Here is a 13,143-nt window from a genome sequence, read left to right on the forward strand (position 1 = left end):
CATGGAGCTCATTCCCGCGGTGGACCTTCTTGGGGGCCAGGCCGTGCGCCTCTACGAGGGGCGCCCCGAGGCGGCCACGGTCTATGGAGACCCCCTGGAAGCCGCGCTGCGCTGGCAGGAAGAGGGAGCAGGCCTCCTCCACCTGGTGGACCTGGACCGGGCCCTGGGGCGGGGGGATAACCGGGAGACCCTGAGGCACCTGGCCCGGCACCTCCGAATCCCCTTCCAGGTGGGCGGGGGGATCCGCTCCCTGGAGGCATTGGAGGAGGTCTTGGACCTGGGGGCCCGGCGGGCGGTGGTGGGCACGGTGGCGGTGAAAGACCCCAAGCTCCTGGAGAGGATGCTGGCCCTGGCCGGCCCCGAACGCCTGGCCCTGGCCCTGGACGCCCGGGGGCTTAGGGTGGTGGTGGCGGGCTGGCAGGAGGAGACCCCCCTTTCCGCCCTGGACCTCCTGAAGGCCTGGGCCGGGATGGGGGTGAGGACGGTGATCTACACCGATGTGGGCCGGGATGGGACCCTAGAGGGGCTGGACCTCGAGGCCGTGGCCCAGGTGCGGGCAGCCTGGCCCCACGAGCTCATCGCGGGGGGCGGGATCGGGGGGCCTGAGGACCTGGAGGCGCTCAAGGCCTTGGGGGTGGAGGGGGCTTTGGTGGGCAAGGCCCTTTACGAGGGGCGGGTCAGCTTGAGGAGGGCAGGATGAACCTCCTCCACTGGCTTTTCCTCCTGGCAAGCCTCCTCGTGGGGGGGGTGGCCCTTTACCTCCACCTGGCCCTGCCCTTCCTGGAACTCCCCACCCCTCTTGGGCCCTGGCCCCTGAGCCTGGCCCTCCTTTCGGCCTACGCCTTAGGCCTTCTTCTCTCGGGGCTTTATGCCCTGGCCCTCCTCATCAAGGCCTACGGGGAGAAGCGGGGGCTTCTCCGGGAGATCCGCCGCCTAAGGGAGGAGGTAAACGCCCTTAAGCGGGAGCGCATAGAGGAGATCCCCCGCATCCCCGACCGGGATGAGGCATGAGCCGGGTCCGCTGGCGCTTCACCCCCTTGCCCCCTGTAGAGGCCTGGCGCGAAGCCATGGCCCGCTTCGGGGTGGGGGCGGAAGCCGCCCTGGCCTACCTCCTCCGGGGGTTTAAAACCCTTGAGGACCTCAGGCCTCCCCTCCGCCTCCTCCCCCTAAGGGGCCTCGAGGAGGGGGCGGCCCTTCTGGAAAGGGCCATCCGGGAAAGAAGGCGCATCCGCATCCACGGGGACTACGACGCAGACGGGCTTACGGGCACGGCCATCCTCCTAAAGGGGCTTCGGGCCCTAGGGGCCGAGGTCCACCCCTTCATCCCCCACCGGCTGGAGGAGGGGTACGGGGTCCTGCCCGAACGGGTGCCCGAGCACCTCTTGGCCGCCGAGGTCTTCGTCACCGTGGACTGCGGCATCGCCAACGTGGCGGAGCTCGCGGAGCTGGTGGAAAACGGGGTGGAGGTCCTGGTCACGGACCACCACGCCCCAGGCCCCACCCTCCCCCCCGGGGTCCTGGTCCACCCCGCCCTCTCCCCCGATCTAGGGGAGCACCCCACGGGGGCCGGGGTGGCCTTCCTCCTCCTCTGGGCCCTCCACCGGCGCCTAGGCCTTCCCCCGCCCCTTTCCCTAGCCGACCTCGCGGCGGTGGGCACCATCGCCGACGTAGCCCCCCTTTCGGGCTGGAACCGGGCCCTGGTGCAAGAGGGGCTAAGCCGCCTCATGACCTCCGAACACGTGGGCCTAAGGGCCCTGGCGGAGGCGGTGGGGTTTACGGGGAAGGCGGTGGAGGTGGCCTTTCGCATCGCCCCCCGCATCAACGCGGCAAGCCGCCTAGGCCAGGCGGAGGTGGCCTTGAAGCTCCTCCTCACGGAGGACCAGGGGGAGGCGGAGACCCTGGTGGCCGAGCTCCACCGGCTAAACAGTGAACGGCAGCGCATTGAAGAGGAGATGCTCGCCCGCCTCCTCCCCCAGGCGGACCCCAACGAGCCTGCCATCGTCCTCCTGGACGAGGAGGGGCACCCTGGGGTCATGGGCATCGTGGCGAGCCGCATCCTCGAGGCCACCCTCCGGCCCGTGTTCCTGGTGGCGGGGGGCAAGGGGAGCGTGCGGAGCCTCCCCCCGGTGAGCGCGGTGGGGGCCTTGAGGGAGGCCGCGGACCTCCTGAAGCGCTTCGGCGGCCACCGGGAGGCCGCGGGCTTTGCTCTGGACGAAGCCCTTTTCCCCGAGTTCAAGCGGCGGATCCAGGCCTACGCCGCCCGCCACCCCGCCCCCCTCAAGGAGGTGGAGGTCTTAGGGCCCCTCCCCCCCCTCCCCGAGCTCCCCGCCCTCTACCGGGCCCTGGAGGCCCTGGAGCCCTTCGGATCGGGGAACCCAGAGCCCCTTTTCTTCCTCCACGGGAAGGCGGAGGAGGTGCGCACCCTGGGGGAGGGCCGGCACCTGGCCTTCCGGGTGGAGGGGGTGCGGGCTTTGGCCTGGCGCCAGGGGGAAAGGGCCTTGGGCAGGGTGGAGGCCGCGGTCCTGCTTATGGAAAACCGCTGGAACGGTACGGTGAGCTACGAGGCCCAGGTGGCGGCCTTCCGGGAGGAGGGGGCGCTTTGGGCCGAGGAGGAGGCCTGGGCCCATCCCATCCCCCTCCTCGAGGCCCTGGGGCGGGCGCGGCTGGGGGAAGGGGTCTACGTCCCCGAGGAGAACCCCGAGGGCCTGGCCTACGCCAAGGCCCAGGGCTTCCGCCTAGAATCCCCCGAGCGCGCCCCCCTCTGGCTGGGCCTCCCCCCCTACCCGGCCAAAGGGAACGGGGTGCGGGTGACCCTGGGGCGGGAGAGCCGGGCCCGGCTTTTGGAGGAAACAGACCCCCTGGCCCGGGCTTTGGTACGGAGGCTTCTCCTGGCCTACGATCTTCCCCACGCGGGGCTTTTCAGCCAGGCCCTGGAGCGGTACTGGGAGGTGAAGGGTGTACAGGCAACCTAGGGAAGCCCTGGAGGCCCGCATCCACACCCGGGCCTACCGCATTTACGGCTTGATCCACCTGGTGCCGGGCACCGGCACCGCCGACCTCCTGAACGCGGAAAAGCCCTACCTGCCCGTGACCGGGGCCCTCATCTACACCCCGGGCTTCCGCCACCCACCGGAGGCGGAGGAGCTCAAGGGGAGCACAGGCTTTCTTGCCCTGCGCAAGGAACGGATCCGGTGGGTGGCCGGGGGCAGGCCCGCCCAGCCCCGCACCAGCCCGGCCCTCCTGGAAGAGCGGCGCCTGGCCTTCCTCTTCGGGGACTACCTCCTCTCCGGGCGGCTTCAGGTGCCCAAGGGGGTCAGGCTTTCGGACTACCTCTCCCAGGCCAAACCCTTCCAGACCCTTCTGGAGGCGGGGCTTTACCTCCTCCTGCCGGACCGGCCCATCCTGGACCTCACCCCCCTGGAGGAGTTTCCCTTCGTAACCGTGAACCTGCGGGAGACGGAGGCCATCGCCGAGGCCCCCGGGGAGGGCCAAGACCCCCGGCTCACCCTATTTGGCTGAGGGCCTCCCGGATGCGGCGGATCTGGTCCAGGTTCTCCTTTAGCCTCGCCTCCTCCGCCTCCACCACCTCCTTGGGGGCCTTTTCCCGGAAGCCGGGGGCGGAAAGCTTCTTCTCGCTCCGCTCCGCCATGGCCTGGAGCTCTTTCAGGCGCTTCTCCTGGCGGGCCTTCCAGGCCTCCACGTCCAAAAGCCCCTCCAAGGGCATGCGCACCGTAACCTTGGGCTCGGCCCGTACCAGGGCTCGAGGGGGCTTTTCCGGCAAGAGGTCCGCCCGGGCCAGGAAGCGGAAGACCTCGAGGTTCTCAAGCACGGGGCCCACCTCCCCCTCCAGGTGGACCCGCACCCCCTGCCCCGCCGTAAGCCCCGCCTCCGCCCGGAGGGCCCGCACCCCCGTGACCGCCTGCCTCAGGGCCTCAAAGCGGGCCTCGGCCTCGAGGTCCTCTGCCCCCGCCTCGGGCCAGGGCTCCAGGGCGAGCTCCTCCCGTCCGGTGAGGGCCTGGTAAAGCTCGCTGGTGAGGAAGGGCATGAAGGGGTGGAGGAGCTTGAGGAGATCCGCCAGGGTGGCCTCGAGGGTCCTTAGGGTATGGGCGTTCCCCGCCTTGAGGGCCGGCTTGCTGGCCTCGAGGTACCAGTCGCAAAACTCGCTCCAAACGAGCTCGTACACCGCCCGGGCCGCCTGGGCCAGGTCCAGGGCCTCGTAGAGGGCGGTGACCTCCCGCACCCCCCGGGCCAGGCGGCTTCCCATCCAGCGGTCAGCCAGGGTGGGCTCGTCCCTTTGGGGGGCAAAGCCCTCCCGGGCCATGAGGACGAAGCGGGCGGCGTTGTAGAGCTTGTTGGCGAAGTTTCTGGCCATCTCCAGCCAGCGGAGGTCCAAGCGGATGTCCTGCCCCCCCGTGGCCAGGTAGGCCAGGGCGAAGCGGAGGGCATCCGCCCCGTAGCGCCCCACCATCTCCAAGGGGTCGATGACGTTCCCCTTGGACTTGGACATCTTCTGCCCCTTCTCGTCCAGGACCAGGCCGTGGAGGAGCACCGTCTTGAAGGGCCTCTCCCCAAGGAAGTGGTAGCCCGAGACCTCCATACGGGAAACCCAAAGGAAGAGGATGTCGTACCCCGTGACCAGAACGTCCCCGGGGTAGAAGGCCTTCAGGTCCTCCGTCGCCTCAGGCCAGCCCAGGGTGGAAAGGGGCCAAAGGGCAGAGGAGAACCAGGTGTCAAACACGTCCTCGTCCCGCTTGAGGTTTGGGCTTCCGCAGTGGGTGCAGCGGGTAGGGTCTTCCAGATAGCGCTCCGGAGGGGGCACCGTCACCTGCCCACAGTCGCCGCAGTACCAGGCGGGGATCTGGTGCCCCCACCAGAGCTGGCGGGAGATGTTCCAGTCCCGAACGTTCTTAAGCCAGTCCAGGTTGACCTTCTTCCAGCGCTCGGGGACAAAGGCGATCTCGCCCCCCTCGAGGCCCTGGATCACCTTTTCCGCCAGGGGGCGCATGGAAAGCCACCACTGGGGGAAGATGGCGTATTCAATGGGGGTGGCGCAACGGGAGCAGGTGGCCATCTGGATGGTGTAGTCCTCCTCCTTGAGGAGGTGGCCCGCCTCCCGGAAAAGCTCCACCGCCTTCTTCCGGGCCTCAAAGCGGTCCAGGCCCCTAAGGGCCTCGGGCACCCTTTCGCCCACCATCCGGCCCGAAAGGTCTATGACGAAGACCGGCTTTAGGCCATGCCGCTCGCCGATCTCGTAGTCCAGGGGGTCGTGGGCCGGGGTGACCTTAAGGGCCCCGGTGCCGAACTCCCTTTCCACCGCAGGGTCGGGGAGGATGGGGATCCAGAGGTCCGTGAGGGGGATGCGGGCCTTCTTCCCGATGAGGTCCTGGTAGCGCTCGTCCTCGGGGTGAACGGCGATGGCTTGGTCGGCGAAGACCGTCTCCGGGCGCACGGTGGCGATGGCGATGGACCCGCCCCCCTCCACCTCGTAGCGAAGGGTGTAGAGCCGGCCCGGGGTGGGCTCGGTCTCCACCTCCAGGTCCGAGAGGGTGGTCTCGCACCGGGGGCACCAGTTCACCAGGCGGGGGGCCCGGTAGGCCAGGCCCTCGTGGTAGTAGCGGCTGAAGGCGTAGCGCACCGCCCGGGAGCGCACCTCGTCCATGGTGAAGGCCTCCCGGCTCCAGTCGGCGCTGGCCCCAAGCCGCTTGAGCTGCTCCAGGATCCGCCCCCCGGACTCCTCCTTCCATTGCCAGACCCGCTTCAGAAACGCCTCCCGGCCCAGGTCGTTCCGGGTCTTGCCCTCCTTGAGGAGGAGACGCTCCACCACCACCTGGGTGGCGATCCCCGCGTGGTCCGTGCCGGGCAGCCAGACCGCCTCGTACCCCCGCATGCGCTTGTAGCGGATAAGGGCATCTTGGAGGGTGTTGTCCAGGGCGTGGCCCATGTGCAGGGAGCCCGTGACGTTGGGCGGGGGCATGAAGATGACGAAGGGCTTCTTGCCGCTTTTGGGGTTCGCCACAAAGGGGCGCTCCGCCCAGCGCCGGGCCCATTTGGGCTCCACGGTTTGGGGATCGTAGGCCTTGGGTAGGTCCATCCTGGTCTCCTACTTTACCCAAAGGCCTAGCGGCCCGCCACCTTGAGCCGCGCCTCCAGGGCGTTGGTGAAGAGGGTGAGCACGGTGGTAAGGAGGAGGTAGATGGCGGCCACCGCCAGGTAGACCTCCACCGGGCGGAAGGTGGCGGAAATGACCCTTTGCCCCGAGAGGGAAAGCTCCGCCAGGGTGATGACGCTGGCCAGGGAGGAATCCTTAAGGAGGGCCACCACGTTGTTCACCAAGGGGGGCACCACGATCCTCAGGGCCTGGGGCAGGACCACGAAGCGCAGGGTATCCACCGGGGAAAGCCCTAAGGACCAGGCAGCCTCCCACTGCCCCTTGGGGATGGCCTGGATCCCGGCCCGCACCACCTCGGCGTTGTAGGCCCCCACGTTGAAGGAAAGGGCAATAAAGGCCGCCCAGTAGGGGGTGAGGACGGCCTGGGCCTCGGGCCAAAGGGGCCTTAGGAGGAGGGGCAGGGCGTTGTAGGCGAAGAGGATCTGGACGAGAAGGGGCGTGCCCCGGGTCACCCAGATGTAAAAGGTGGCGGGGAGGCGGACCCAGGGCCTGGTGGAAAGCCGGAACATCCCCGCAAAGACCCCGATGAATAGCCCCGCAAGCCCCGAGATCAGCGTGAGCTTCAGGGTGATCTCCGCCCCTAAGGCCATGGCTCCCGCGGCGGAGGCGGCCCGCTCGGGACCGAAGCCCGTGAGGAGGAAGTAGCGCTCTAGGAGAAAGCCCAAGAGGGCGAAAAGCCCCAGGTACCCCAGGACAAGAAGGAGAAGGAAGAAAAGCCAGCGCAGAGGGCGCATGGAAACCAGGTGCTGTCCCATGGAAATTACCGTAAGCCAACGCCGAAGGCCTTGGGTTCAAAGGAAGGGGTGCCCCCTCAGGGCACCCCCCAAGGCCTAGGGGGCCTTTACCGGCACCGCACGTCCTCCCCGAACCACTTCTGGCTGATCTTGGCGTAGGTGCCGTCTTTCATGAGGTCGGAAAGGGCCTTGTTGAGGGCCTCCAGGACAGTCCTGTTCCCCTTGGCCACCGCCATAGCCACCTTTTCTTGGAAGACCAGCTCCCCAAGCTGCAGGGTGCCCTCCAGCTTCCGCTCCTTGATGGCCTCCTTGGCCACAAAGCGGTCGGTGATCCAGGCATCCAGTCGGCCCGCCAGGAGGTCCTGGAGGGCGTCGGGGTCCTTCTGGTAGGTGCGGACCTCCTTCACCCCGGGGATCTTCTGGGCAGCTTCCATGTAGGTGGTGCCCACCTGGACCCCCACCACCTTGCCCTGAAGGTCCTTGGCCGTCTTGGGGCCGCCCTTCTTGGCCACGATGATCCCGCCCGTGCAGTAGTGGGGGTTAGTGAAGTCCACGGCCTTGGCCCGTTCCTCGGTGATGCCGTGGGAGGCGATGACGAAGTCAAAGCGACCCTGGTTGAGCTGGATGAGGAGGGTGTCAAAGGACTGGGCGATCCAGCGGGGCTTGAGGCCGAGCTTCTCGGCGATGGCGTTCCCCAGGTCTATCTCAAAGCCCGTGAGCTGGTTCTTCTCGTCAAAGTAGTTGAAAGGGGGGAAAGCCCCTTCCGTGCCGATGCGGATCTCCCCGGAGCGCTTGATCTGGTCCAGGGTGCGCACCTGGCCCAAGGCCAGACCCAAAGCGAGCACCGCGAGCGCCACCAACAGTTTCCGCATAAGGCCTCCTTTCGTACCGAGGGGATTATACACCCCACCCAACAGCGGCCAAGTATACCCCAACCCGGCGCCCTCCGATGAGAACCCCCCACGGCGTCCGGGGAAAACGCCCCTAAGCCCAGCGCACCCACCCCACCCGGCCCGTAAGGGGGTGGCGGAGGGCCAGGCGCAGGCCGTAGGTGTAGCTTCCGGGCCTTTCGAGGTGGAAAAGCCCCCCATAGACCCCTCCTTCCTCCCTAAGGGGCCGGATCTCCAGCTCCCCCGTGCTCCGCCTGAGGAGAAGCTGGACCTCGAGGAAGGGCCTCAAGACCCCAGGCACCTCCCCTTCCACCCAGGCCCGGACCTCCATGGGGGTGCCATTTAGGGTGAGGTCCCCGGGCACCTCCGCCCGTAGGCCCAGGCCAAAGAAGGTGGGCAAAGCCTCCCGGAAAGCCCTTAGAAAGGCCTCATCCTGCGCCTTTTCCCCCAGGGCCTTAGCCCTCTGGTATAGGCCCCAGTACTCCCCCACCATGCGGCTTGCGCTGAAACGGGGGCCCACGGTGCGCAGGCTCTCGTGGACCATGGAAAGCCACCCCGAGGAGTACCCTTCCGGCCCTTTGGCGTAGAAGAGGGGCAGGACCTCGGACTCCAGGACATCGTAGAGGCTTTGGGCGTCGGCCATGTCCTGGGCTTCTTCGTTGGCGTACTCCCGCTCGTCCCCGATGGCGAAGCCGTTTTTGCCGTTGTAGGCCTCCGCCCACCACCCGTCCAGGACGCTCAGGTTGAGGGCCCCGTTGAGGGCAGCCTTCATCCCACTGGTGCCCGAGGCCTCCAGGGGGCGGCGGGGGGTGTTGAGCCAGACGTCCGCGCCGTGGACCAAGACCCGGGCCAGGTACATATCGTAGTCCTCCAGGACCACGAAGCGGTCCTCGAGGCCAAGCTCCCGAATCTTGCCCACCAGCTCCCGCAGGTAGGCCTTCCCCGGCTCGTCCTTGGGGTGGGCCTTGCCCGCAAAAACCACCTGGAAGGGGTAAGGCCCCTTCAGGAGCTTAAGGAGGCGCTCCGGATCCTTGAAGAGGAGGAGGGCCCGCTTGTAGGTGGCGAAGCGGCGGGCAAACCCGAGGGTGAGGACCTCAGGGTCCAAGGCCCGTTCCGCCGCCCGTAGGCGGCTTGGGCTTTCCCCGTTGCGGCGCCTTTGCTCGTAGAGACGGCGGCGCACCTCCCGGACCAGGTCTCCCTTAAGCTCCTGGCGGATGCGCCAAAAGGTCTCCCCCAGGCCCTCCACCCGCCAGGTGTTGGGGTCCTCAGGGGCCTTCAGCCACTCAGGGCCGAACACCTCCCCGTAGTGGCGGCGAAGCCTCGGGTGAAGGAAGGTCCAGGTGTGCACCCCGTTGGTCACGTGGCCGATGGGCACCTCTTCCAGGAGGAGGTCCGGCCAGAGATGGTGGAACATCCTGCGGGAAACCTCCCCGTGGAGGGCGGAAACCCCCCCGGCCTGGTGGGCGGTGGAAAGGGCCAGGTTGGACATGGAAAAGACCGTACCCCAGGGCTTCTCCTCCCGAGCCAGGGCCAGCACCTCCTCCCGGCCCAGAAGGGGATAGAGGAAGCCCAGGTAGCGGTCCACGAGGTCCACGGGGAAGAGGTCGTGCCCCGCGGGCACGGGGGTGTGGATGGTGAAGACCCCAGAGGCCCGCACCCTCTCCAAGGCCTCGGGGAAGGGCACCCCCCGGGCCACCAGCTCCCTCAGGCGCTCCAGCCCCAAGAAGGCGGAGTGGCCCTCGTTCATGTGGAAGACCCCGGGGGAAAGCCCCAAGGCCCTCAAAACCCTCACCCCCCCAAACCCCAGGACCATCTCCTGTTGGATGCGCATCTCCAGGCCCGGGGCGTAGAGTCTGGCGGTGATGGCCCGGTCCTCGGGGGCGTTTTCGGGTAGGTGGGTGGTGAGGAGGTACACGGGCACCGCTCCCACCTGGACCCGGTAGGCCCCCACCCACACCGTGCGCCCCGGGAACTCCACCCCCACCCTCAAAGGGCGCCCCTCCCCGTCCGAAACGGCGAGGAGGGGAAGCTCCTCGGGGTGGAGGGGCTCATAGACCTCAAGCTGCTCCCCTTCGGGGCTCAGCCGCTGGTGGAAGTAGCCCTCGTGGTAGAAGATCCCCACGCCCAAAAGGGGGAGGCCCAGGTCGCTCGCCGCCTTGATATGATCCCCCGCCAAGACCCCAAGCCCCCCGGAGTAGATGGGCAGGGAGCTGTGGAAACCGAACTCCGCTGAGAAGTAAGCGGTGAGGGGACCTTCCACCTTGGGCTTCCCCGCGAGGTACCCCCTTAGGGCCTGCAGGGTGGCCTGGAGCCGGGCAGGGAAGCTGGTGGAAAGGAGGGCCTCGAGGCGGGCGGGGTCCACCTCCAGGAGAAGCCTTACCGGGTTACCCCGGAAGCGCTTCCATAGCACGGGGTCTATCTCCTGGAAAAGCTCCGCCGCTTCCGGATTCCAGCTCCACCAGAGGTTATAGGCAAGCTCCTTTAGGCCCTTTAGGGGCTCCGGGAGCTCGGGCATGGCGGTGATGCGGCCAAGCACCTTCATGCCCCGGATTATACCTTTACCCTCCGCCAAAGCTCCGGGGTGAAGAGGAGGAAGGCAGGCAGGAGCTCGATCCGCCCCGCCCACATCTCCAGGATGAGGATGACCTTGGAAAGGGGGTGGAGCTCCACATAGGAGCCCATGGGCCCGACGGGGCCAAGCCCAGGGCCGATGTTGCCAATAGCCTGGGCGCTGGCGGTGAAGGCCACCACGAAATCCCTCTCAAGAAGGGCCAGGAGAAGGGTCCCGGTGGCGAAGAGGAGGGTGTAGAGGAAGACGAAGACGGAAACCTGGCGGAGCACCTCGTCCGACAAGGCCCGTCCCCCAAGCCGAAGGGGCAGAACGGCCTGGGGGTGGAGGGTGCGGGTGATCTCCCGGCGCAGGAAACCGAAGAGGACCAGCCAGCGCACCACCTTGACCCCTCCCGCCCCCGAGCCCGCGCTCCCCCCCACGAACATGAGGAGGACCAGGATGGCCTGGGCCGGCACCACCCACTGGGCGAAGTCCACGCTGGCGAAGCCGGTGGTGGTCACGATGGACACCACCTGGAAGAAGGCGTGGCGGAGGCTCTCCTCGAGGCCATAGAGGTGGTGGGTGTAGAGGTAAGAAGCCAGGAGGAGCCCGCTAAAGAAGATCAAAAGGGTGTAGGCCCGGAACTCGGCGTCCCTCAGGATGGGCCGCACCTCCCGTCCGAAGAGGAGGCGGTACTGGAGGAGGAAGTTCACCCCCGCCAGGAACATGAAGAAGGCCCCCAGCCACTGGGCCAGAGGGGGGTACTGGGCGAAGCTTTGGGGGTTAGGGCTGAACCCTCCCGCGGGAAGGGTGGCGAGGGCGTTGGCCAGGGCCTCAAACCAGGGCATGCCCGAAAGCTCATAGGCCAGGAGGGCCAGGAGGGTGAGGAGGACATAGACCCGGAGCACCGCCTGGGCCGTGTGGCGGAGCCTGGGGGTGAGGCGGTCCTTCTCCACCCCGGTGCTCTCGGCAAAAAAGGCTTGGCGGCCCGCCACCCTAAGCTGGGGGAGTACGGCCACGAAGAGCACCACAATGCCGATGCCCCCCATCCACTGGGTAAGGGCCCGGTAAAGGAAAAGGGTCTTCCCCCAGGTGGAGAACTCCTCTGTGAGGACGGTGGCCCCGGTGGTGGTGAGGCCCGACATCGCCTCAAAAAGGGCATCCAAGTAGGAAAGCCCGCCGGAAAGGGCGAAGGGCAGGGCCCCGAGGAGGGGTACAAAGAGCCAAAGAAGACCCACGGAAAGGAGGACCTCCGCCCGGTTGGGCTGGGCTTGGGGTTGGCCAAGAAAGGCAAAGCCCCGGCCCAAGAGGAAGCCCAAAAGGGCGGCCCAGAAAAAGCCCGAGGCCTCCTCCTGAAGGGCCAAGGCCAGGAGGCCCAAAAGGAGGAAGAGGAGGCCAAAGCCCTGGAAGGCCACCCCCAGGAGGTAGAGGGTGGCTCCAAACCCCCGCCTAGGCGACGAGACGGGCCACGATTTCATCCGCCACCTCCCGGGCAGCCACCAGGTAGACCCGGTCCCCGGGGAGGGCCTCCAGGTCCGGGCGGTAGAGCATCACCCGGTGGTCCCGCTCCAGCCCCACGGGCATGGCGTCGGGGCGGGCCAGGTCCTTTAGGGGCCTTGGGGCGAAGTCCTGGGGAAGCTCCACCTCCAAAAGCTCAATGCTCTCCTCCATGGTGGACACGTGCTCCACCTCCTCCGGCCCCATCCAGTCCAGCACCGCCCGCACCGCCGCCTGGCGGGGGGTGAGGGGCAGGTCTATCCCCACCTGCTCAAAGAGCCAGCGGGTTTCCGAGCGGGAAACCCGGGTGATGACCTTCCGCACCCCAAGCTGCTTGGCCAGAAGGGAGGCCAGGAGGTTCTTCTCGTCGTTGTCCGTGACCGCCACCACCGCGTCCGCCTCAGCCATCTGCTCCGCCTGGAGAAGTTCCAGGTCGGTCCCATCCCCCTGGATGACCAAAGCCCCCGGAAGCTCCCCCGCCAACCACTCGCAGCGCTCCCGGCTGGGCTCTATGAGCACCGTCTCCACCCGGCGGCCAAGGAGCTCCCGGGCCACCATGTACCCCACGTTCCCCCCACCGATGACCATCACCCGGCGCACCCCCCGGCCAGTGGAGAAGTAGGCCTCCAGCTCAGCAAAGGCCTGGGGGGTGGCCACAAAGAGGATCTTGTCCCCGGGCTCCAGGATGAGCTCGGCGTACTCCGGGTGGACCGGGCTTAGGAAAGCCTGCCCTCGCACCACCCCCACCACCAACACCCCTTCTGGCCACTCCAGGGCCGAAAGGAGGCGGTGGACATAGGGCCCCCCCGGCTTCACCCGGTACTCCACAAACCGCAACCGACCCTCGGCCAAAAGCTCCACGTCCACCGCTTCGGGCACCAGGATGACCTCCACGATCTCCCGGGCCAGGGCCCTTTGAGGCCAGAGGACCTTGTCTATGCGGGTGCCCAGGATCTCCGCGGTGCGGGGGTCGGCTAGGACATCCACGTACCCCCCCTTGCCCACGAAGCAGAGGGCGGCCCTGGCCCCAAGCCCCTTGGCCAGGAGAGATGCCAGGAGGTTCACCTCGTCGGAGTCCGTGGAGGCGATGAAGAGGTCGGCCCGCTCCACCCCTGCCTCCCTGAGGGTGTCGGGGTCCGTGGCCCCCCCCACCACCACCTTTACGTCCAGGTGGGCCAGGCGGTCCCGGGCTTGGGGATTGCGGTCAATGACCACCACCTCGTGGGCCCTCTCCAGGGTGCGGGCCAGCTCCCCCCCCACCTCCCCGCCGCCCGCGATGACGATGTACATACCGCCCCTATC

General features: G+C 67.8%; 10 protein-coding genes. 4 read left to right on the top strand and 6 right to left on the bottom strand.

Annotation, left to right across the window (positions count from 1 at the left end; translation table 11 throughout):
- Position 1 precedes the first annotated feature (1 nt).
- Genes hisA through WKI94_RS02685 form a run of 4 tightly spaced genes read left to right on the top strand, consistent with a single transcriptional unit; the run spans position 2 to position 3,519 of the window.
- Entirely contained in the window at positions 2-700 is a 699-nt protein-coding gene (hisA, locus tag WKI94_RS02670; RefSeq protein ID WP_337844227.1) for a 1-(5-phosphoribosyl)-5-[(5-phosphoribosylamino)methylideneamino]imidazole-4-carboxamide isomerase, read from the top strand.
- Entirely contained in the window at positions 697-1,011 is a 315-nt protein-coding gene (locus WKI94_RS02675) for a LapA family protein (RefSeq protein WP_337844228.1), read from the top strand. The genes hisA and WKI94_RS02675 overlap by 4 nt, the downstream gene beginning before the upstream one ends.
- The gene (locus WKI94_RS02680) at positions 1,008-2,972 is read left to right on the top strand and encodes a DHH family phosphoesterase (RefSeq protein WP_337844229.1); all 1,965 of its coding nucleotides are present in this window, start codon (positions 1,008-1,010) and stop codon (positions 2,970-2,972) included. The genes WKI94_RS02675 and WKI94_RS02680 overlap by 4 nt, the downstream gene beginning before the upstream one ends.
- Complete coding sequence (locus WKI94_RS02685; RefSeq protein ID WP_337844230.1) at positions 2,956-3,519, top strand: hypothetical protein; 564 nt, start codon at positions 2,956-2,958, stop codon at positions 3,517-3,519. Before WKI94_RS02680 ends, WKI94_RS02685 begins: the two co-directional genes overlap by 17 nt.
- On the opposite strand, the gene WKI94_RS02690 is transcribed toward WKI94_RS02685, so the two are convergent.
- The 6 genes from WKI94_RS02690 to trkA form a co-directional block, all read right to left on the bottom strand.
- Positions 3,503-6,091, bottom strand: a complete 2,589-nt coding sequence (locus tag WKI94_RS02690; RefSeq protein WP_337844231.1) for a valine--tRNA ligase — start codon at positions 6,089-6,091, stop codon at positions 3,503-3,505. The genes WKI94_RS02685 and WKI94_RS02690 overlap by 17 nt on opposite strands.
- A gap of 26 nt (positions 6,092-6,117) precedes the next feature.
- Positions 6,118-6,903, bottom strand: coding sequence for an amino acid ABC transporter permease (locus tag WKI94_RS02695; RefSeq protein ID WP_337844254.1), 786 nt, complete (start codon positions 6,901-6,903; stop codon positions 6,118-6,120).
- Positions 6,904-7,010: 107 nt separating this feature from the next.
- Complete coding sequence (locus WKI94_RS02700; RefSeq protein ID WP_337844232.1) at positions 7,011-7,775, bottom strand: ABC transporter substrate-binding protein; 765 nt, start codon at positions 7,773-7,775, stop codon at positions 7,011-7,013.
- A 112-nt stretch (positions 7,776-7,887) separates the two neighbouring features.
- On the bottom strand, positions 7,888-10,335 hold the full coding sequence (glgP, locus tag WKI94_RS02705) for an alpha-glucan family phosphorylase (RefSeq protein WP_337844233.1): 2,448 nt from the start codon (positions 10,333-10,335) through the stop codon (positions 7,888-7,890).
- A gap of 8 nt (positions 10,336-10,343) precedes the next feature.
- A complete protein-coding gene (locus tag WKI94_RS02710) occupies positions 10,344-11,822 on the bottom strand; it encodes a TrkH family potassium uptake protein (RefSeq protein WP_337844234.1) in 1,479 nt (492 codons plus the stop codon).
- Positions 11,794-13,131, bottom strand: a complete 1,338-nt coding sequence (gene trkA / locus WKI94_RS02715; RefSeq protein WP_337844235.1) for a Trk system potassium transporter TrkA — start codon at positions 13,129-13,131, stop codon at positions 11,794-11,796. Before trkA ends, WKI94_RS02710 begins: the two co-directional genes overlap by 29 nt.
- Between the last annotated feature and the right edge of the window lie 12 nt (positions 13,132-13,143).

It is taken from the genome of Thermus sp. (assembly GCF_037444525.1).
In the GTDB taxonomy this organism is placed as follows: domain Bacteria; phylum Deinococcota; class Deinococci; order Deinococcales; family Thermaceae; genus Thermus.